General features: G+C 64.3%; 17 protein-coding genes and 1 tRNA gene. 11 read left to right on the forward strand and 7 right to left on the reverse strand.

Annotated features, from left to right (window positions below; genetic code table 11):
- Positions 1-49: 49 nt before the first annotated feature.
- Positions 50-135 (reverse strand) — tRNA-Leu (locus tag G4D79_RS05055).
- A gap of 254 nt (positions 136-389) precedes the next feature.
- Here G4D79_RS05055 and G4D79_RS05060 point away from each other — a divergent pair.
- From G4D79_RS05060 to pknB, 7 genes are all read left to right on the forward strand, one after another.
- Positions 390-1,823: a DUF3662 and FHA domain-containing protein gene (locus G4D79_RS05060; protein WP_099696881.1), complete on the forward strand. Its 1,434-nt coding sequence runs from the start codon at positions 390-392 to the stop codon at positions 1,821-1,823.
- A gap of 186 nt (positions 1,824-2,009) precedes the next feature.
- A complete protein-coding gene (locus tag G4D79_RS05065; RefSeq protein ID WP_003943418.1) occupies positions 2,010-2,474 on the forward strand; it encodes an FHA domain-containing protein in 465 nt (154 codons plus the stop codon).
- Positions 2,471-3,895, forward strand: coding sequence for a PP2C family serine/threonine-protein phosphatase (locus G4D79_RS05070; protein ID WP_019746233.1), 1,425 nt, complete (start codon positions 2,471-2,473; stop codon positions 3,893-3,895). The genes G4D79_RS05065 and G4D79_RS05070 overlap by 4 nt, the downstream gene beginning before the upstream one ends.
- Positions 3,895-5,346, forward strand: coding sequence for an FtsW/RodA/SpoVE family cell cycle protein (locus G4D79_RS05075; protein ID WP_007735775.1), 1,452 nt, complete (start codon positions 3,895-3,897; stop codon positions 5,344-5,346). The genes G4D79_RS05070 and G4D79_RS05075 overlap by 1 nt, the downstream gene beginning before the upstream one ends.
- Positions 5,343-6,809 carry a penicillin-binding protein 2 gene (locus tag G4D79_RS05080; protein ID WP_003943415.1) on the forward strand — a complete coding sequence of 489 codons (1,467 nt, stop codon included), beginning with the start codon at positions 5,343-5,345 and terminating at the stop codon, positions 6,807-6,809. Before G4D79_RS05075 ends, G4D79_RS05080 begins: the two co-directional genes overlap by 4 nt.
- 3 nt (positions 6,810-6,812) lie before the next feature.
- Positions 6,813-8,171: a protein kinase gene (locus G4D79_RS05085; protein ID WP_019746232.1), complete on the forward strand. Its 1,359-nt coding sequence runs from the start codon at positions 6,813-6,815 to the stop codon at positions 8,169-8,171.
- A complete protein-coding gene (pknB, locus tag G4D79_RS05090) occupies positions 8,168-10,093 on the forward strand; it encodes a Stk1 family PASTA domain-containing Ser/Thr kinase (protein WP_007729221.1) in 1,926 nt (641 codons plus the stop codon). The genes G4D79_RS05085 and pknB overlap by 4 nt, the downstream gene beginning before the upstream one ends.
- Before the next feature lie 57 nt (positions 10,094-10,150).
- Here the strand turns inward: pknB and G4D79_RS05095 are convergent, their stop codons facing one another.
- Together G4D79_RS05095 and G4D79_RS05100 are read right to left on the reverse strand one after the other, a co-directional pair.
- Positions 10,151-10,816, reverse strand: a complete 666-nt coding sequence (locus tag G4D79_RS05095) for an aminodeoxychorismate/anthranilate synthase component II (protein WP_003942537.1) — start codon at positions 10,814-10,816, stop codon at positions 10,151-10,153.
- A gap of 22 nt (positions 10,817-10,838) precedes the next feature.
- A complete protein-coding gene (locus tag G4D79_RS05100) occupies positions 10,839-11,552 on the reverse strand; it encodes a DUF881 domain-containing protein (protein ID WP_003942461.1) in 714 nt (237 codons plus the stop codon).
- A gap of 102 nt (positions 11,553-11,654) precedes the next feature.
- Between G4D79_RS05100 and crgA the strand changes: the two genes are divergently transcribed.
- The gene (gene crgA / locus G4D79_RS05105; RefSeq protein ID WP_003942576.1) at positions 11,655-11,918 is read left to right on the forward strand and encodes a cell division protein CrgA; all 264 of its coding nucleotides are present in this window, start codon (positions 11,655-11,657) and stop codon (positions 11,916-11,918) included.
- 107 nt (positions 11,919-12,025) lie between these two features.
- A complete protein-coding gene (locus tag G4D79_RS05110; RefSeq protein WP_054188725.1) occupies positions 12,026-12,517 on the forward strand; it encodes a PH domain-containing protein in 492 nt (163 codons plus the stop codon).
- A gap of 9 nt (positions 12,518-12,526) precedes the next feature.
- Here G4D79_RS05110 and G4D79_RS05115 read toward each other — a convergent pair whose 3' ends face one another.
- A complete protein-coding gene (locus G4D79_RS05115) occupies positions 12,527-13,375 on the reverse strand; it encodes a TauD/TfdA family dioxygenase (protein WP_007729209.1) in 849 nt (282 codons plus the stop codon).
- A gap of 122 nt (positions 13,376-13,497) precedes the next feature.
- Positions 13,498-14,865, reverse strand: coding sequence for an FAD-binding oxidoreductase (locus G4D79_RS05120; RefSeq protein WP_024487653.1), 1,368 nt, complete (start codon positions 14,863-14,865; stop codon positions 13,498-13,500).
- Positions 14,866-14,978: 113 nt separating this feature from the next.
- On the opposite strand from G4D79_RS05120, the gene G4D79_RS05125 reads away from it, so the two are divergent.
- Positions 14,979-16,844: a GAF domain-containing protein gene (locus G4D79_RS05125; protein WP_099696882.1), complete on the forward strand. Its 1,866-nt coding sequence runs from the start codon at positions 14,979-14,981 to the stop codon at positions 16,842-16,844.
- Here G4D79_RS05125 and G4D79_RS05130 read toward each other — a convergent pair.
- The gene (locus G4D79_RS05130; protein WP_064075278.1) at positions 16,835-18,178 is read right to left on the reverse strand and encodes an MFS transporter; all 1,344 of its coding nucleotides are present in this window, start codon (positions 18,176-18,178) and stop codon (positions 16,835-16,837) included. The genes G4D79_RS05125 and G4D79_RS05130 overlap by 10 nt on opposite strands.
- Before the next feature lie 304 nt (positions 18,179-18,482).
- Between G4D79_RS05130 and G4D79_RS05135 the strand changes: the two genes are divergently transcribed.
- Positions 18,483-19,010 carry a lipoprotein LpqH gene (locus tag G4D79_RS05135; protein ID WP_099696883.1) on the forward strand — a complete coding sequence of 176 codons (528 nt, stop codon included), beginning with the start codon at positions 18,483-18,485 and terminating at the stop codon, positions 19,008-19,010.
- A 31-nt stretch (positions 19,011-19,041) separates the two neighbouring features.
- Here G4D79_RS05135 and G4D79_RS05140 read toward each other — a convergent pair whose 3' ends face one another.
- Complete coding sequence (locus G4D79_RS05140; RefSeq protein ID WP_143542654.1) at positions 19,042-19,986, reverse strand: rhomboid family intramembrane serine protease; 945 nt, start codon at positions 19,984-19,986, stop codon at positions 19,042-19,044.
- Between the last annotated feature and the right edge of the window lie 10 nt (positions 19,987-19,996).

Genomic DNA, 19,996 nt, shown 5'->3' on the forward strand with positions numbered 1-19,996 from the left:
CAACAAAAAACGAGGCCACGAACTCTTATGAGTTCGTGGCCTCGTCTTGTGGTGGGCGAAGGGGGACTTGAACCCCCACGTCCCGAAGGACACTGGCACCTGAAGCCAGCGCGTCTGCCATTCCGCCACTCGCCCGAGCAACGCCGAAACATTATCACGACAAACTTTGAAAGTTCTATTCGTGCAGTTCAGGGCACGAATCGATGAACACCGAGCACCCAAAAGCCCAGAACCGATACCATGCTGAAACAGCGGCCAGGTACTGCCGAAGCGACATTTGACAGTACCGTGGAACCTGTACAGCAGTTTGGACGACACGCGACAAGGCGGTGCCGGCGCTACTTGCCGAGCATTTTGCCGTCGTAGATGCGAGGCGAGAGGAGGGCCCGATGGGCATCGTGCAGCGTTTCGAACGAAAGCTCCAAGGAGCTGTCGGCGACGCATTCGCGCGGGTCTTCGGTGGTGGTGTTGTGCCGCAGGAAGTAGAGGCGGCGCTCCAGCAGGAGGCACGTGACCGCGTCGAGCACCTCGGCGGCGGAATCCTTCTCGCCCCCAACAACTACGTGATCACCATCAACAACTCCGACCACGAAGAGTTGGCAGCTGATCGCGAACTGACTACCAAAGCTTTCAGCCGACACCTGCAGGATTTCATCCGCGATCAGGGTTGGCAGACGTACGGCGACATCTCGGTCACTTTCGAGCCTTCGCCTACGCTCCACACCGGTCAGTTCCGCACCCGCGGAACCGTCGACCCGGATGGTGACGCCGAGCAGGCATCACCGCCGTCGCATGTTCCGCAGGTTTCGTCGCGGCCTCCACAACGGCCGCCTCAGCGACCCGCACCGATTGTTCCCCCTGTTTCCAATCCAGTCCCGTCACAACCAGGAGCCGGCCCCATGACGCAGAACTCAGGCTACGAACCAAGCCGCGAACCGGCGGGTCGCCAGCCCGAACCGCAGCAGCCGGCACGGAACGGGTACTCCCACGACGACGGCGGTTACGCCGCTCCGCAGGGCCAGGAAGCGCCGTACCAGAACGGTTACGACCGCGGCGACGGTTACCGCACGGGCGACGACCAGCAGGGCTACAACCAGCAGCAGGGTGGCTACGACCAGCAGGCGTACCCGAACCCGCAGCAGCCGTACGAGCAGACCGGTTACGACCAGCAGGGCTATGACCAGCAGGGCTATGACCAGCAGGGCGCCAGCTACGACCAGCAGGGTTACCAGCAGCAGCCGTACGACCAGCAGGGCTACGGCCAGCAGGCGTACCAGGGTGGGTACGACCAGCAGGGCTACCAGCAGGGCGGTTACGACCAGCAGGGTTACCAGCAGCCGTACAACGGCCAGTCCTACGATCAGCCGGGTTACGACCAGCAGAGCTACCAGCAGGGCGGTTACGACCAGCAGGCGTACACACAGCAGCCGTACGAGCAGGCCGGCTACGAGCAGGGCGGCAACTTCGAGCAGACGCAGGCCTACCCGCAGCAGGGCTACGCCCAGCCGCAGGGCGGTTACGCACCGACGGCCCAGAGCCTGACGGCAACCCTGCAGCTCGAGGACGGCAGCGGACGCCACTTCCAGCTTCGCGACGGCAGCAATGTCATCGGCCGCGGCCAGGAAGCTCAGTTCCGCCTCCCGGACACGGGCGTCTCACGTCGCCACATCGACATCCGTTGGGACGGCCGCACCGCGATGCTGTCCGATTTGGGATCCACGAACGGCACCACCGTCAACGGCGCACCGGTCCAGGACTGGCAGCTGGCAGACGGCGACATCATTCGTGCAGGTCACTCGGAGATTCTGGTTCGCATTCTCTGAGCTGAGAAACGGACGCCAGGATTTTTCCGATAACAATCGAACATTCGGCGGTCCGTCGGCGCGCCGCCGTCACGCGGCTGTCAGTATCGTGATCTTCGGGGCCCAGAGCCCCCTATGATGCTGCCAGTCGACAATGCTCGAACCCCGCTGCGGCGGGGCTCGAGCCATAGAAGGAGGTGGACAGCCGTGCAGGGCCTGATTCTGCAACTCACACGGGCGGGCTTCCTGCTCCTACTGTGGCTGTTCGTCTGGGCAGTCCTCCGCACCCTCCGCTCCGACATCTATGCCGGCTCCGGGGTCAGGGTTCCGCCGCGGTACACCCGTGCCGGAAAGGTCCTGCCCTCGCTGGGCAAGGCGAAGGTGCCTCGGTACCTGGTGGTCACGCAGGGCGCCCTCGCCGGTACCCGCATCACCCTGGGTTCACAGCCGGTCATGATCGGCCGCGCCGACGATTCGACGCTCGTTCTCACCGACGATTACGCGTCGACGCGCCATGCGCGGCTCTCGCAGCGTGGCGCTGATTGGTACGTCGAGGATCTCGGTTCGACCAACGGCACCTATCTGGACCGCGCCAAGGTCACCACTGCGGTGCGCGTGCCGCTGGGCACCCCGGTTCGCGTCGGCAAGACGGTAATCGAGCTACGCCCGTGACCCTTGTTCTCCGCTACGCGGCGCGCAGCGACCGCGGTCTCGTGCGCTCCAACAACGAAGATTCCGTGTACGCCGGTGCACGCCTGCTGGCTTTGGCCGACGGTATGGGCGGACACGCGGCCGGTGAGGTCGCGTCGCAGTTGATGATTGCCGCCCTGGCGCATCTCGACGACGACGAGCCCGGCGAAGATCTGCTCGGCAAGCTCGAGGCAGCCACCCGCGAGGGCAACGATTCCATCGCCGATCACGTCGAGGAAGAACCCGAACTCGACGGCATGGGCACCACGCTCACCGCAATCCTCTTCTCCGGCAGCAAGCTCGGCCTCGTGCACATCGGCGACTCGCGCGCCTACCTGCTGCGCGACGACCACCTGACGCAGATCACCCGCGACGACACGTTCGTGCAGTCGTTGGTCGACGAGGGCAGGATCACCGCCGAACAGGCACACACGCACCCGCAGCGATCCCTGATCATGCGAGCGTTGACCGGCAACGAGATCGAGCCGACGCTCACCGTGCGCGAAGCCCGTGCCGGCGATCGTTACCTGCTCTGCTCCGACGGCCTCTCCGACGTGGTCAGCGACGAGACCATCGAGAACACGATGCGCGAGGGCTCGCAGGAGCAGTGCGCCGATCGTCTCATCGAATTGGCGCTGCGCAGCGGCGGTCCTGACAACGTCACCGTCGTCGTCGCCGATGTCATCGACCTCGATTACGGCCAGTCGCATCCCATCGTCGCGGGTGCCGCGTCGACGGAAGAGGAAGAGGACGCCCCTCCCCCCAACACCGCTGCCGGCCGCGCCGCTGCCATGCGTCCGCCGCGCGCGACGCCCAAGCGAGTTGTCTCCCAACCCGAACCGGAACCGAAGAAGAAGCGGAACCGGTTGTGGTGGGTGGTCCTCGCCGTGGTGCTGATCGCGCTGGTCGGCGTCGGCGCCGTGATCGGCCGCGCCGTCATCCGCAACAACTACTACGTCGGCGAAGACAACGGCCGCGTGACGGTGCTGCGCGGAATCCCCGGTTCGGTGCTCGGCTACTCGCTGCAAGACGCGGATCTGGTGGGTTGCGTCGGCGACGACGACGTCCTCACTCTCGTCTCGCCCGACGCGATTCCCAGCAACTGCAACATCCTCGAGGTGACTGATCTGCAGCCGTCGGCGCAGGAGCAGGTGCGCGCCGGGCTGCCGTCCGGCAAGCGTGAAGATGCGCAGAGCCAGATGATCCGTCTCATCGGCGGCGATCTGCTGCCTCGTTGTGAGCCGGTTCCGACGACAACGGCCACGCCCACTCCCCCGCCGGCACCGGAGACCACGCCGCCCCCCGCACCGCCCGCGGAGCCTGCTACGCCGACGACGGCAGCACCCACGACTACGCCGACGCCGACCGACATTCCCGGTCAGACTTGCAGGACGGTCAACTGATGTCGTCCAACGCAGCTGCGGGGACGGCTTTTCCGAGTCCGCCCGGAGGTTTTGCCCCGGCGCCGGTCCAGTCGACCCGTCGAAACATGGAGCTGCTGCTCCTAGGCTTCGCCGTCATCATCACGACGGTCTCGCTTCTGCTCGTCGAGGCGAGCCAGGAACAGAAGATCACTCTCGATCTGGCCAAGTACGCGCTCGCGTACACGGGCTTGTTCCTGATCGCGCACTTGGCAATTCGACGGTATGCGCCGTACGCCGATCCGCTGCTGCTGCCGATCGTCGCCCTGCTCAACGGCCTGGGGTTGGTGCTCATCCACCGACTCGACCTCGCCGACGAACAGACAGCGCTCTACAACGGCGTCGAGGCACCGTCACCGGATGCGAACCAGCAGGTCATGTGGACTGCACTGGCGATCACCGGTTTCGTGTTGCTGCTCGTATTCTTGAAGGACTACCGCCTGATGGCGCGGTTCAGCTACACACTCGGCCTCGCAGGCCTGGTGTTCCTGGCGATTCCCGCGATCCTGCCGGCGAAGTTCTCGAGCGTGAACGGCGCGAAGATCTGGATTCGCCTGCCCGGATTCAGCATTCAGCCAGGTGAGTTCGCGAAGATCCTGCTCATCATCTTCTTCGCGTCCGTGCTCGTCGCCAAGCGCGACCTGTTCACCTCGGCCGGTAAACACTTCCTGGGCATGGACTTTCCGCGTGCCCGCGACCTCGGTCCGATCCTGCTCGCCTGGATCGTCTCGGTGGGTGTGCTCGTCTTCGAAACCGACCTCGGTACGTCGTTGCTGCTCTTCAGCACCGTGCTGGTGATGCTCTACATCGCGACCGAGCGTGTGGGCTGGCTGGTGATCGGCGGCGGACTGCTCGCCATCGGATTCTTCTTCGCCTACAAGATGTTCGGCCACGTACGCGTGCGCGTCGACACCTGGCTGGACCCGCTCGGCGACTACGCCAACACCGGGTATCAGATCTCGCAATCGCTGTTCGGCCTGGCCACCGGTGGTATCGCCGGAACAGGTCTGGGCAGTGGCCGGCCCAACCAGGTGCCGTTCGCGAAGACGGACTTCATCATCGCGACCATCGGCGAAGAGCTCGGCCTGATCGGCTTGGCCGCTGTGCTGATGCTGTTCCTGCTTCTCATCGTGCGCGGCCTGCGTACGGCACTGGCAGTGCGCGACAGCTTCGGCAAACTGCTCGCCGCCGGTCTGTCGTTCACCATCGCGATCCAGATTTTTGTCGTCGTCGGCGGCGTCACCAAGCTGATCCCGCTGACGGGTCTGACAACACCGTTCATGTCGTACGGCGGCTCGTCGCTGCTCGCGAACTACCTACTGCTGGCCATCCTCGTCCGGATCTCGGACGCGGCTCGTGCGCCGGTAGTGACGAAGAAGAAAGGTCCGCCCCCAATCGCTGACGCCAATACCGAGATGATGCCGCGCGTATGAACACTCCACTGCGCCGCGTCGCGATGGCCGTCATGGTGATGGTCGTCGCGCTCCTCGCCAACGCCACGTACGTACAGGTCATCAAAGCTGACGACCTGCGAGCAGACCCGCGCAACTCGCGGGTGCTGCTCGACGAGTACTCACGCCAGCGAGGTCAGATCTCGGCTTCCGGTCAGGTGCTTGCCGCCTCCCGCGCCACCGACGACCGGTACAAGTACCTGCGCGAGTATCCGAATCCGTACCCGTACGCACCGGTCACGGGCTTCTACTCGATGCAGTACGGCAGCGCCGGCCTCGAGCGCACCGAGGATCCGATTCTCAACGGCTCGGACAACCGGTTGTTCAGTCAGCGCTTCTTCGACCTGGTGTCCGGTCGCGATCCGCGCGGCGGCAACGTCGTCACGACGCTCAATCCGGCCATGCAGCAGGTGGCGTACGACCAGCTGACCAGCAAGGGTTACACCGGTTCCGTCGTCGCGATCGAGCCGAGCACCGGACGCATCCTGACGATGGTCAGCACTCCGAGCTACGACCCGAACCTGCTTGCCAGCCACGACGGCGCCGAAACCACGAAGGCGTGGGACGAGCTCAATGCCGATCCCAACGATCCGTTGGTCAACCGCGCGATCTCGCAGACCTACCCGCCCGGCTCGACGTTCAAGGTGCTCACCACGGCCGCAGCTCTTGGCAACGGTGCGACGCCGGACGACCAGCTGACCGCGGCGCCGCAGATCACGCTGCCCGGCACCAACACGACCCTCGAGAACTACAACGGCAGCACGTGCGGCCCCAACCCGACGGCGTCGTTGCGCGACGCGTTCGCGCGCTCGTGCAACACCGCTTTCGTCGAACTGGGCATCAAGGACGGCGCCGACGCCATCAAGGACGAGGCCAGCGCCTTCGGCATCGGACCCAACACTCCCGCGATCCCGCTGCCGGTTGCAGACAGCACGGTCGGCGACATCTCCGACGACGCTGCCCTCGGCCAGACCAGCATCGGCCAGCGCGACGTCGCGGTGACCCCGCTCGAGAATGCAGTGATCGCCGCGACCGTCGCCAACGGCGGTGTGCGGATGCAGCCCAACCTGATCTCCCAGTTGCAGGCACCGGATCTGACCGATCTCAGTACGCCGTCACCGGTGTCGATGGGTCAGGCGATCTCGCCGGCAGTGGCCGCAACGCTGACTGATCTGATGATCGGCTCGGAGAACTTCACCGGCGGCGACGGCAAGATCCCCGGAGTTCAGATCGCGTCCAAGACCGGTACCGCCGAGCACGGCGTGAACCCTCGGGAAACTCCGCCGCACGCCTGGTACATCGCTTTTGCACCGGCGCAGAATCCGACGGTCGCCGTGGCCGTCATCGTCGAGAACGGTGGTGACCGCGGACTCGCCGCTACCGGTGGCTCGGTTGCTGCGCCGATCGGTCGTGCAGTCATCGCAGCCGGAATCCAAGGGGGCTGAACCGTGGCGTTGAACAACGGCGCTTTGATCGCCGATCGTTACCGATTGATCCGTCTCATCGCCACCGGTGGGATGGGTCAGGTGTGGGAAGCCACCGACTCCCGGCTCAACCGTCGCGTCGCCGTCAAGGTACTCAAGTCCGAGTTCTCTTCCGATCCGGAGTTCTTGGAGCGCTTCCGCTTCGAGGCCCGCACCACCGCACAGCTCAACCATCCCGGTATCGCCGGAATCTACGACTACGGCGAGACCCGCGACAGCTCGGGTGATTCCACGGCGTACCTGGTGATGGAACTCGTCAACGGTGAACCGCTCAACGCTGTCCTGGCACGCGTCGGCCGCCTGGCGGTTCCGCATGCCCTCGACATGCTCGAGCAGACCGGCCGCGCCCTGCAGGTCGCACACGACGCCGGTGTCGTGCACCGCGACGTGAAGCCGGGCAACATCCTCATCACGCCTACTGGCCAGGTGAAGATCACGGACTTCGGCATCGCCAAGGCCGTCGAGAACTCTCCTGTCACGCGCACGGGAATGGTGATGGGCACCGCCCAGTACATCGCGCCCGAGCAGGCTCTCGGTCAGGACGCGACCGCGGCGAGTGACGTGTACTCGCTGGGAATCGTCGGATACGAAGCACTTTCGGGTCGACGCCCGTTCACCGGTGACGGCGCGCTGACCGTCGCGATGAAGCACGTGCAGGAAACCCCGGCGCCGATGCCGGCCGACCTGCCGCCGAACATCCGCGAGCTCATCGACATCACGTTGACCAAGGATCCCGCCGGCCGCTACGCCAGTGGCGGCGAGTTCGCCGACGCCGTTGCAGCCGTTCGGGCAGGGAGGCGTCCACCGCCGCCCGGTCTGCTCGCTACCGGTGCCGCGAGCGCGTTGCCGGCGACGGGTGCCACGCAGGTCATGCCGCCGACGTACGCGGGTCCGGTGACGGGCGCAGCTGTTGCGGACGACGCGGCAGCCGGCGGAATGACCAGTGGGCAGAAGGCCGTGGCATGGGCCGGCGGCGGATTGATCTTGTTGGCGTTGATCATCGGCGGAGTCTGGATCGCAACCGACGGTCCGAGCGACCCGACGCCACCCGTCGTCACGTCCACGACGTTGCCGACCACCACGACGACCAAGCCCACCACCACGACGACTCGGCCGACGACGACGACCACCGAGCCGACAACAACGACGACTCGGCCGACGACCACAACGACCGAGCCGACAACCACAACGACAACGCCGACCACGACCACAACAACTCCGACGACCACAACCACCACCACGACGACAACGACGACCACAACGACCACTGAGCCGTTGGCGGATCCCGGAGACGCTGAAGAACCGCTAGGACAAGACCAATGACGACACCCCGCAATCTCTCCTCCCGCTACGAGCTGGGTGAGATTCTCGGCTTCGGCGGAATGTCCGAGGTTCACCTGGCGCGCGACCTCCGACTCAGCCGCGACGTCGCGATCAAGGTGCTGCGTGCAGACCTCGCGCGCGATCCCACGTTCTACTTGCGGTTCCGTCGTGAGGCGCAGAACGCTGCCGCGCTGAACCATCCGGCGATCGTGGCCGTCTACGACACCGGTGAAGCCGAGACCGACGCCGGGCCGCTGCCGTACATCGTCATGGAGTACGTCGACGGCGACACGTTGCGTGACATCGTGCGCAGCACCGGGCCGATGGCTCCGCGCAAGGCGATGGAAGTGATCGCGGACGTCTGTGCGGCTTTGGACTTCAGCCACCGCAACGGCATCGTGCACCGCGACGTCAAGCCCGCCAACATCATGATCAACCGTGCCGGCGCCGTGAAGGTGATGGACTTCGGTATCGCCCGTGCCATTTCCGACGCGTCGAGCCCGATGACGCAGACGGCCGCCGTGATCGGCACCGCTCAGTACCTCTCGCCGGAGCAGGCGCGAGGTGAGCAGGTGGACGCGCGTTCGGACGTCTACTCACTCGGTTGCGTGCTGTTCGAGATTCTGACGGGCGAGCCGCCCTTCAAGGGTGATTCACCGGTCGCCGTGGCGTACCAGCATGTTCGTGAAGATCCGCAGACGCCGTCGGAGATCAATCCCGACATTCCGCGCGAGCTGGATTCGATCATTCTCAAGGCAATGAGCAAGAACCCGGCCAACCGTTACCAGAGCGCCGGCGACATGCGCAGCGACTTGGTGCGTGTCCTGGGCGGTCAGCGTCCGAGTGCGCCGATGGTGATGAACGACGAGGACCGCACCACCATCCTCGGCGCCGTCGGCTCCGACACCGGGAACTACCGCACTGCTCCCGATCCGGTCGAGCCGGTTGCTGCGAGGACAACTCGCGCCGCCGAGCCGCCTGCCAAGAAGAAGGGCGGACGCTACGCCCTGATGGGCATCGCGGCGCTTCTGGTGATCGGTCTGGTGACGTTCTTCCTCATTCGGGTGAACTCGCCGAAGGTCGAGATGGTGACCGTTCCGGGTGACCTGACCAACCAGCCCGCCGACGTCGCCGAGGCGACGCTGACCAACGCCGGATTCCAGGTGGAGCGTCAGCAGAAGACGGACAAGGTGATCGCCGCCGGAAACGTCATCACGACGCGTCCGGTTGCCGGGGTGCGCATCGAGAAGGGCAGCACCGTCACCATCGACGTGTCCACCGGCCCCGAGCAGGTCGCGATCCCACGCCTGACCGGGCTGAGCCAGGACGACGCGGAGAAGAAGCTCAACTCCGTCGGACTCCGACTTGATCCGACCATCGGCAAGGCGGCATCGACCGTCGCCGAGGTCGACAAGATCGTCAATCAGGACCCGGCCGTCGGAGTGTCGGTTGTTCTCGATTCCGCGGTCTCGATCACCGTCGGCACCGGACCGGAGCAGGTTCGTGTCCCGGACGTCACCGGTCAGCGTGAAGAGGTGGCGAGGCCCAACATCGAAGGTGCCGGGTTCGTCGTCCAGATCACGGAGATCGATTCGGGACTGCCGAAGGGACAGGTTGTTTCGACCGACCCGACCGGCGGTACGTCGGCCACCAAGGGTTCGACCGTGACGCTACGAGTGTCCAACGGCAACCAGGTCGCGATGCCTGATCTGACCAACAAGACGGTGTCGGAGGCGTTGAGCACGCTTCGCGCAGCCGGTTGGGCCGGAACCGCTTCGCAGCTGGTGCAGAACCAGAGCACGACGCTCACCCCGGAAATGGTGGGCAAGATCGTCTCGCAGACGCAGCCTCCGGGCTCGGAGATCTCCAAGGACGCGGTCATCACCGTCAGCGTCGGAGCGCTCGGAATCCCCGGCCGCTAGCAAAGTGAAAAAGTGCCTCCCGGAGATTTCCGGGAGGCACTTTTTTGTGGACAGGTGTCAGAGAATTGCGGGCAATGCGCCGCCGAGCGCCGACGCGACCTCGGCCTCGAGGGCTGCGACGAGTCCTTCCGGCGGCGCCTCACCGCAGACTGCGAGCCAGTTCGCGAGCATCCGGTGCCCACCCTGGGTGAGGACGGACTCGGGGTGGAACTGGACGCCGTGAATCGGCAGTTCGCGGTGACGCATCGCCATCACGACGCCGCTCTCGGTGTGTGCGGTCACCTCGAGTTCCTCGGGAATGGTGTCCTCGAGAACCGTCAGCGAGTGGTAGCGGGTAGCGGTGAACGGATCGGGCAGCCCGGCCAGGACGCCGACGTCCTTGTGATGAACCAAGCTCGTCTTGCCGTGAAGCAGTTCGGGCGCGCGGTCGACGGTTCCGCCGAAAGCCGCACCGATCGCCTGGTGTCCAAGGCAGACGCCGAGCAGCGGGGTCTTGGTGTCGGCGCAGACCTTCACCAGATCCATCGTCGCTCCCGCGCGCTGCGGAGTTCCGGGGCCAGGGCTCAGGAGAATGCCGTCGAACTGCGCTACTGCACCTTCGAGGTCTGCCGTCAGTTGTGGATCGTCGTTGCGCCAGACCACGGCTTCGGTTCCGAGCTGGCCGAGGTACTGCACCAGGTTGAACACAAAGCTGTCGTAGTTGTCGACGACGAGAATCCTCATGAGAGCAGGGTAAACGCCCGTGCTATCCGCCGGTATAGGCGGGGACCGTGATCTGCGACGGTGTCGCCTGCGTGTACCCGAGGCCGAAGCGGGTCGCGTACTGCTTGTAGATCCGAATGCCCGGTTCGGCAGCGAGTGCCGCCTCGAGGCGCGCAACATCGCCGATCGCGCTCATCACGTATGGCGGGCTGTAGGTACGGCCGTGAAGAAGGAGGGTGTTTCCGATGCACCGCGGCGCCGACGTACTGATGATCCGTTGGTCCTGCATGCCCACCGCTTCGGCGCCGCCGGCCCACAGTGCGTTCAGCACGCTCTGGACGTCCTGCTGATGCACGACGAGGTCGTCCGGGGTGGCGTCGACCGGATACTTGCCGTCGGCGTTGCGCGGGGCGTCCGTCATGGTGACCACGACGCCGGGGCCGGTCATCTCCGTCAGTCCCGCGTCGGCGGAGATGTTCTTGATGTCACCGAGCGCGGCGGCCACTCCGGCGTCGGACCGAGCGGCGTCTTGCTGCAGCGAATCGAGCTGGGCGGCAAGTTCGTCCCGGTCGGCCGAGACTTTTTCGGCATTGGCCTGGGCGCTGCGAACCAGATCGGAGAGCCTGGTGCTTTCGGTGACCTGGAGCTGGTTCTCCTCGGCGGATCGTTGCGCCGTGGCGACCATCAGACCGGCTACCAGGCAGACGGCAAGTACACCGATGTGCCAGACGGTTCGTGAAGATTCACCCGAAGACACGTGGCTCCTCCCGGATTGTGCAGGTCGGCCGGTGACCAACTGGACACAGCTACGTTAGCGTGTAGGTAACACATGCAGGTCACACCGTAGAGCGAGGACGTCATGCCCAAGTCGAAGGTCCGTAAGAAGAACGACTACACAGTCAACCCGGCAAACCGCACTCCGGTGAAGGTGAAGATGGGTCCGTCGAGCACGTTGTACGTCTCGGTGATGCTCGGATTCATGCTTGTCGGCCTGGCATGGCTGATTGTGTACTACTTGGCCGCGGATTCGATCACGTGGATGAACGACTTGGGAAACTATAACTTCCTCGTCGGCTTCGGCTTCATGGTTGTGGGCCTTGTGATGACCATGAGATGGCGCTGACCAGCGAGTATCTGATTCGACCCGGATCGTGACCGTCATTCAATTACATGGGTGTCATTCATCCCCATTGTGGATAACTCCTGTGGACAACCTAGGAAGTTATCCACATGCTCGAGGATGAATTTCATCCACAGCCTCGTGACAACGTCACGGAGGTGATCTCGTGGGCCACTCCGATGGGTGTTGTCTACGCGATGTTCGGCGGCGGAATTGCCCTCGCGATCGCCTCGATAATCGCGCCCACGGAGCCTGCCGGGCGCTTCCTGCTCGCCCTCGCGGTGATCGGGCTGTTCGTGATGGGCGGACTCGCCCTGCGTCAGCGCCCCCGCCTGGCTGTGATCGAAGGCGCTGGAACCAAGTCGATCGCGGTGCAGCGCCTGCGCGCCCGCCACGAGTTCACCCGCGAACAGATCGACCGCGTGCGTCTCGTCCGCTACCCGCGTCTGGGTCGACGCGTCCCGATGCTCGAGATCGACATCGTCGACCGTCCCACCGACACGGAGAAGCTGTTGATCTTCGGACGCTGGGATCTCGGCACGTCACCGGAGGACGTCCTGGACGTGCTCGCCGTTCACGGTTTGGTGCCGCCCGAGAAATAAGCGCGCGGGTTACATGGCCAGTGCCGCGAGGTCCGGCTGCACGATGTCGAGAGCCTGCTGCGGCACCGCGACTGCGTCGCTCGACCATCCCCAGATCGAGTACAGCTCACGGCCGGGGTCGGTGTATCCGTCGCGGCCGTGAAGCACCCGGTAGTTGTCGATGCAGATCATCTCGCCGGCTTCGGCACGGAACATCGGCCCGCTGTCTCGCACGTGAATCACAGCCTCACTCCACTGCTTCACCAGCGGCCACTGCGCTTCTTCCGATTCGCCGGCGATCGGCGCGAGGTACGGGTGATAGCGAACCTGGTTGCGTCCACTCGGCACCGTCCGGGCGATCGGCGCGAATGTGTTCTGCGGGAAGTTCGGTTCCGAATGGTCGATGTCTGTGCTCCAACAGAATTCGGCCAGCTCCGCAGTTGCGGGATCGAAGGCGAGCAATTGTGTCAGTTTGACCGCGTCGATGAGAAACGAGTCGCCGCCACTCGGGTACGCCGGGCGCTTGCACCACAGAAACAGATAGTCGGGAGCGTAATCGCCGAAAGCAAAACCGTCGTTGTGGGCGGTCATCCGCTCGCCGGAGATACCGAACGAGCGCTTGCGGCCGCGTTCGTCCACCGGTTGGGTGTCGACGACAGCTGCTTCGGCATCCTGACTCTTGGCGCTCGCCTCGAACTGGCGGCCGACGCGAATGCACTTCTCACCGAGCAACTTCGACGCGAAGGCAATGGCATCTTCCTCGGTGTGCAGGCCACCGAAGACCGCGGCGCCGTCGAGAGCGATAGCCGCCCGGACGGCCTCGACCGTCTCCACGCGCCGCGGAACAACACTTGCCAGCGTCAAATCGGAAGAGAACATTCATGACTCCATACGTCGAGTTGGCCAAACGGTTCAACTCGAGCGTAGGAACTCGTCATTTCGGCGGCGTAACTCCGGAAACCGATTCGGTTACGGAGCCGGCCTTCAGATCACCCGGCCTTTCAGATCACCTTGCCGGGGTTCATGATTCCGTGGGGGTCGAGTGCGCCCTTGATCGCGTGATGCATCGCGACGACGGCCGGTGACAGTTCTTGCGCCAAGCCGCCCATCTTCAGTAGGCCGACGCCGTGCTCACCGGTGACGGTTCCGCCCAGTTCGAGGGCGTTGTCGATGATCTCGGCAAAAGCGGCCTGAGCGCGCCTCCGCGCCGCTTCGTCGTCGTGTGGCGTGATCAGCAGCGGGTGCAGGTTGCCGTCACCCGCGTGCGCGATGTTCGCGATGTGCGTGTCGTGCCTGGCCGAGATGGCCTCGATCCGTGCCAGCATCTCCGGGACCGCTGCCTTGGGGACGCAGATGTCCTCGGTGAGCACCGGGCCGAGCCGCTCGAGGGCGGGGTATGCCAGACGCCGGGCGGAGAACAGGGCGTCGGCTTCCTCCTGGTCGGTGGATCTGGCGCTCCAGGTAGCTCCAGAGCGGTTGAAGCAGGCCAACATTCGCTCGGCTTCGGCGTCGCCGATCTCGCCCGGTGTGTCGATGCGGCCGAGCAGGACCACCTCGGCGTCAGCCGAGAGGCCCATGTTCTTCCAGGCATCGACGGCAAGGAGACACTGCCGATCGATCAACTCGAGGGCCGACGGCGTGAGACCGTCTGCGGCGACGGCTTCGACGGCCTTGCCCGCAGCGACGATGGAGTCGAAGTATCCGACGATGGTGCGTTCGGGATCGCGCTGAGGACGAAGCTTGACGGTCACCTCGGTGATCACCCCGAGAGTGCCTTCGGAGCCGACCATGAGTGCCGAGAGATCAAACCCAGCCACTCCCTTGGCAGTTCGACGCCCGAGCCGAACCAGCTCACCGGTTCCGGTGACCACCTGCATGCCCAGCACGTAGTCCTTGGTGACGCCGTACTTGACGCAACACAGGCCGCCGGCATTTGTCGCGACGTTGCCTCCGATCGTCGACCAGGGTGCGCTCGCCGGATCGGGTGGATACCAGAGGCCGTGCTCGGCGCAGGCGTCGCGGAGGTGATCGTTGACCACTCCGGGTTCGACCACGGCCAAACGCTCGAGGGTGTTGATCTCCTTGATGGCGTTCATCGCGTCGAAGGCGATCACGACGCCGCCGGCGACTGCGTTGGCTCCGCCCGACAGACCGGTTCCGGCGCCGCGCGTGACGACGGGCGCACCGTGGGCGATGCACGCCTGCACAACTGTCTGTACCTGCTCGGCTGTGCGCGGTCGGACCACTGCGACCGGCATCTCGTACGGAGCCCACTCGGCGTCGTCGTGGATGTAGCTCGCCATGATGTCGGGGTCGGTGATCAGTCGATCCGCATCGATCTGCGAGCCGAGCGCCTCGAGGAGTGTCATGCCTCCACGATAGTGACGGCGACTACACCACCCCATGTAGATTTACTCCGAGAAACCGGAAACCGTATGGACATTCTCTCCATACTCACAATTGGTCTGACAAGGGAGTGCGGGTGCACGAGAACTGGCTACAGCTTCTCCTGGCCGAGGCGTCCACCGAGGAACTGATCGAACACCGCGATCAGTTGGCCGCTGGGTCAGGCCCCGAAGTCGCCGCCGAAATCGAGCGAGAAGCCCGATCGGCACTTCAACTACGAAGTCTCCTGGCTCAGCGCCGACAGCGCGCCACCGAACTCGGGGCACTCAACGACATCGCGTCGCTGCTGACCACGATGCACGATCACCACGCCCTTCTGCAGGAGATCGTGGATCAGGCCAAACGGCTACTCGGAGTAGATCTTTCGTACCTTGCTCTCATTCACGACGACATCTTGATCATCGAAGTCACGAGCGGGGCGTACACCTCCCAACTGCTCGGCCTCACGGTTCCGTTCCGCGAAGGTCTGATCGGTCGCGTAGTCGAGAACTCCTCTCCCGCTTGGTCTTCCGACTATCGAAACGACCCCTCGTTTGCACACATCGGGCCCGCCGACGACGCAGCGCGAGCGGAGAACATGCGCGGCCTGTTGGCCGTGCCGCTGACCTTGAACGGCAAGATCCTGGGTGCGCTGTGCGCGTGCAAACGTCAGGAGCGCCGATTCGGCAACGAAGAAGTTGCGTTGCTGTCCGCACTCGCAGCCCATGCCTCGGTGGCCATCGAGAATGCCCGTTCTCTCGAACGCTATCGCGCGACGGTTGCGGAAGTGAACGCCGCGAACACCGAACTTGCCGAACGCACAGCACTTCTCGAACAGACACTGACCTGGGACCGATCGCTCACACAAGTTGTCCTGCGCGGCGGTGGAGTCCGTGAACTCGTGGAGGAAACCTCGGCGTCGACGGGTTCGCCGGTGTTCTTCGTGACCGGAACATCCGAGATCCCACCGGGACTGCAACGGGTGAGCGAGAGTGTTCATCGGGTTTTCGACATCTTTGCCGCTGACCGACGCGAGCAGGAAGTGACGCTCATCGTCGGTGAGCAGTTCCTGTTCGCCACCGAAGTGCGCAGTGCCGGTGACCAACTCGGAGTTCTGTTCCTACTCTCGCGCCAGGAACCCACCGCCGCCATGAGATTGGCACTCGAAAGGTCAGCCCCGGCCATTGCGCTTGCGCTGGTAGGCGAACGGGCGGCCAGGGAAGCTACCCGTCGGGCACGCGATGCATTTCTGGTCGATCTGATCACCAGGCCTGCGCCGACGCCGGCCGAGGTCACCGGTCAGTTCCGCCTGGCCGGGCTCAATCCTGACCGCTCGTACACCGTCGTGGTGGCCCGCCCGGCAGACGCCGTCGACCGTGCGCGTCGCAGTATCGAGGAAATTGCATTCCCGTCCGGAACCGTTGTTGCCGAACATGGTTCACGAGTCATCGCACTGATTCCCGGAATGTCACCGGCAGCAGTTGCGGCGGCGTGGGTGCAGCCGGCGGAGAACCCGACCGTCGGAATCGCCGATCCCGCGGTGGGAGCGGAAGGTCTGGCGCGAGCGTATGTCGAGGCGCAGCACACCGTCGACGTCCTCGAGACTCTCGGGCGGGCCTCCCACGTGGAACCGGCAAGTTCACTCGGCATTTACCGAATTCTCCTCAGCCGCACCGGCCGCGAAGAACTGGAAGCCCTGACAGAGCGTTCCCTCGGTCCTCTCCTCGAGGAGGAGCAACGACGCGGCGTTCCGCTATTGGACACCCTCGCGTCGTACCTGTCACACAATTGCAAGCACTCCGCGACCGCCACCGCGCTCGCGATTCACGCCAACACTCTGTACCAACGGCTCGAGTCGATCGACAGGTTGATCGGTACACAGTGGCGTCAGCCGGACCAGGCGCTCGATCTGGCGCTCCTGATCCGGTTGCGTGCCAGTGCGGGGAAACTCGGTCAGATCTGAGCGGGCTTGCTCGATCGCTTTGCCAGCGCCACCACAAGGATTGCGGCACAGAGCATCACGGCGCCCACCACCCACAGTCCTGCCTTGGCATTTCCGGTCACATCGGTGAGCCAGCCGGTGATGTACGGAGCACCGAAGCCCGACGCATTGCCGATCGAGTTGATCATTGCGATACCCGCGGCCGCACTGGCTCCCGTCAGGAACGTGGTGGGCAGGTACCAGAAGACGGGGAGCGCACAGAGCACGCCGACGGCGGTGAGCGAGACCGCGATCATGACGGTGAACGGTGAATCCAGATACAGCGCAATCGGAATGGATACCGCGCCCAGGAGCGTCGGGGCTGCAACGTGCCACATTCGTTCACCGGTCTTGTCGGAATGGCGGCTCCACAGCACCATCGCGACAGCGCCGATCGCGTAGGGGACGGCCACGATCAGGCCTGTCTCGACGAGCGAGAAATCGGTGTCGAACGTCTGCTTGAATCCCGCGACGATGCTGGGCAGGAAGAAGCTCAAAGCGTAAAGGCCGTACGTGATTCCGAAATAGACCAGACCGAAACCGATGACGCGGGGATCACGCAGGGTCTTACCGGCCGACTGGTGACCGGCGTCGCCGAGTTCTTTCTCCTCGTCCGCCATGGACTTCATCAGCCAGGTGCGCTCCTCGAGGGTCAACCACTTCGCGTCGGCGGGACGGTCGGTGAGGTAGAACCAGACGACAAACGCCAAGATCACGGCGGGCAGACCCTCGATCAGGTACATCACGCGCCATCCGGCGAGGCCGAACAGTCCGTCGCCGTACTGGATGATGGCCGCCGAAAGCGGGGCACCGAGCGCCGACGAGAGCGGAAGCGTCAGCAGGAACAAGCCCATCAGGCGCACGCGGTACTTCTTCGGGAACCAGAAGGTCAGGTAGAGAAGAACTCCGGGGAAGAAGCCGGCCTCGGCGATTCCCAGCAGTATGCGGAGGAAATAGAGGCTGCCGACATTCGGCACGAATGCCAGCGCAGCGGCGAGGATGCCCCAGGTGAGCATGATCCGCGCGATCCACAGCCGGGCGCCGAAGCGGTGCAGGGCCAGGTTGCTCGGCACCTCGAACAGCAGATAGCCGACGAAGAAGAGACCGGATGCGAGCCCGAACATCGTCTCGGTCATACCGAGGTCGGCGCTCATGGTGAGCTTGGCGAAAGCGATGTTCGTACGATCCAGATAGTTCACGAAATAGAGCAGGATCAGGAAGGGAATCAGCCGGCGCGCTACCTTCTTGACCACGCGAGTTTCGATCTCGCTCGGCGCAACCCCACCGTCAGTGGTGGTGCTATCGGTGGAGGTCATTGCAGGGGTACTCCTCGGAAAAGGTCAGCGTTGCTATCTACGAAGTGACTCAAGCCACAGTAGAAGCACGACTGAGCCCAACCTATGTGGACAATCTCTACAGAAGCCGTCTCTGCATGTGCGATTGCTCCCAAAGATCCGGCAGATGATCCCGGGCAGCCCGACGAACGTCCCTGAACAGTCGAAGGCGGCAAACCCGTCTGAGCTGGGGGTTTAAAGCTACGAGCACCGAGTCACTGGCTAGTGTTGTCGCCGAAACAGCCAGAGCAAGTGCGGACGCACCGCATGACTTGAAGGACAGAACATGACGAAGTTGGTTCGGACCACGATGACCCGCCGGTCCTCCACCGCACTCGCTGCCACCATCGCGGCGGTCGCCCTATTCGCCTCCGCCTGCGGCAGCGACTCCGACAAGACCAACTCCGACAAGAGCGCTGCCGGCGCCCCGTCCGCTACATCCTCGGCCACCGTCGGCGGGAAGACTCTCGACGCCAAATTCGAGACGAAGTGCGCAAAGGACGGCGGCACGACAGTTATGACACTGCTCGACGCGGAAAATCCCACCTACGGCATGTTGACCGTCTCGGCCATCGTCGATGAATCCGGCACGGTTCAGACTGCTGGAATCGCCGGAAGCGAGGGTGGATCGAACGGTCTGCCGTACACCGCCGGATACGCACCGGGACTGCCCGGCGGATCTGCCAGTGCCAAGCAGGACGGCAATACCTTCGTTGTGACGGGCGAGGGAATCGGCGCCCGGGACAAGGGCAACCCGACGGAGACGTCGAGCTTCGAGATCACATTCGCCTGCGAGTCCATCATCGGCGGCTGATCCATAGAACCGCTGGGCCCTAGGATTCTTGCTAGCTGATTCCCAGCTGTTCGCGCAGTTGGACGACGCGGAGCACGATGACTCCGATTGTCACCACGGTGACGGCACCAAAAGCGATCCAGCCGATACGCACTGCTTTCACGCGGTTCTCACCGGCGCCCAACCACTGCGGGGCGTACAGGAATGCAGCGGCCGTTGCGGCACCTGCCACCAGACCTCCCGCGTGACCCCAGAACGAGATCCCGGGCAGCGAAATGCTGATGATCACATTGATCGCGATCACCGAGATGATCGGGACCGGGCTTCGACGCAAACGCAATAGAAGGACGGCCTGTGCGCCCATGATGCCGAAGATCGCTCCCGACGCCCCAGCAGTCCAGGACAGGGCCGTGAGCGAAGAGAACACCGGCTGGAACGCCATCACCGAGGCGGAACCGCCGAGGAGCGAAACCAGGTAGATGCCGATGTACCGGGAGCGGCCCATCACGATTTCGGTGTCGCGCCCCAGGATGTAGAGGGCGTACATGTTGACCGCGAGGTGCAAGATGCCGAAGTGCAAGAACCCGGAGCCGATGAGCCGGAACCAGTCACCGCTGGCGACCAGACCCGGATTGAGTGCCCAGTTCGCGAAGATCGACGAGCCGACCTGATTGTTCATGATGCTTCGCGACTGCGCGAAGGTGGCGAGGAACGCCAGGACGTTGAGCCCCATCAAGGTGTACGTCACGATCGGGACCGCGCGGGTGGGGCTCACGGTGTTTCCGGCGACGCCCCGAACGGGGCGGACGTCACGCTGACCGGCAGCTACACAGTCAACACATTGGTATCCCACCGCCGCCTCGCGGAGACAGTCCGGGCACGCCGGACGTCCACAACGATTGCAGGAAAGTGCGGTGGGTCGATCTGGATGGCGGACGCACCGCGGTTGGGGCGGGATGCCCTCGCTCGCACCGCCGCCCCAACCGGGGTTCGTCATCTGCTTGTTT

This window comes from Rhodococcus sp. WY5 (assembly GCF_018588185.1).
GTDB lineage: Bacteria > Actinomycetota > Actinomycetes > Mycobacteriales > Mycobacteriaceae > Rhodococcus_F > Rhodococcus_F qingshengii.

What these genes read in the sequence shown, in the direction of transcription:
- G4D79_RS05060 (WP_099696881.1), top strand. Translation starts at nt 390, where the DNA reads ATGGGCATCGTGCAGCGTTTCGAACGAAAGCTCCAAGGAGCTGTCGGC.
- G4D79_RS05075 (WP_007735775.1), top strand. Translation starts at nt 3,895, where the DNA reads ATGTCGTCCAACGCAGCTGCGGGGACGGCTTTTCCGAGTCCGCCCGGA.
- G4D79_RS05080 (WP_003943415.1), top strand. Translation starts at nt 5,343, where the DNA reads ATGAACACTCCACTGCGCCGCGTCGCGATGGCCGTCATGGTGATGGTC.
- pknB (WP_007729221.1), top strand. Translation starts at nt 8,168, where the DNA reads ATGACGACACCCCGCAATCTCTCCTCCCGCTACGAGCTGGGTGAGATT.
- G4D79_RS05095 (WP_003942537.1), bottom strand. Translation starts at nt 10,816, where the DNA reads ATGAGGATTCTCGTCGTCGACAACTACGACAGCTTTGTGTTCAACCTG.
- crgA (WP_003942576.1), top strand. Translation starts at nt 11,655, where the DNA reads ATGCCCAAGTCGAAGGTCCGTAAGAAGAACGACTACACAGTCAACCCG.
- G4D79_RS05110 (WP_054188725.1), top strand. Translation starts at nt 12,026, where the DNA reads ATGCTCGAGGATGAATTTCATCCACAGCCTCGTGACAACGTCACGGAG.
- G4D79_RS05115 (WP_007729209.1), bottom strand. Translation starts at nt 13,375, where the DNA reads ATGTTCTCTTCCGATTTGACGCTGGCAAGTGTTGTTCCGCGGCGCGTG.
- G4D79_RS05120 (WP_024487653.1), bottom strand. Translation starts at nt 14,865, where the DNA reads ATGACACTCCTCGAGGCGCTCGGCTCGCAGATCGATGCGGATCGACTG.
- G4D79_RS05130 (WP_064075278.1), bottom strand. Translation starts at nt 18,178, where the DNA reads ATGACCTCCACCGATAGCACCACCACTGACGGTGGGGTTGCGCCGAGC.
- G4D79_RS05135 (WP_099696883.1), top strand. Translation starts at nt 18,483, where the DNA reads ATGACGAAGTTGGTTCGGACCACGATGACCCGCCGGTCCTCCACCGCA.
- G4D79_RS05140 (WP_143542654.1), bottom strand. Translation starts at nt 19,986, where the DNA reads ATGACGAACCCCGGTTGGGGCGGCGGTGCGAGCGAGGGCATCCCGCCC.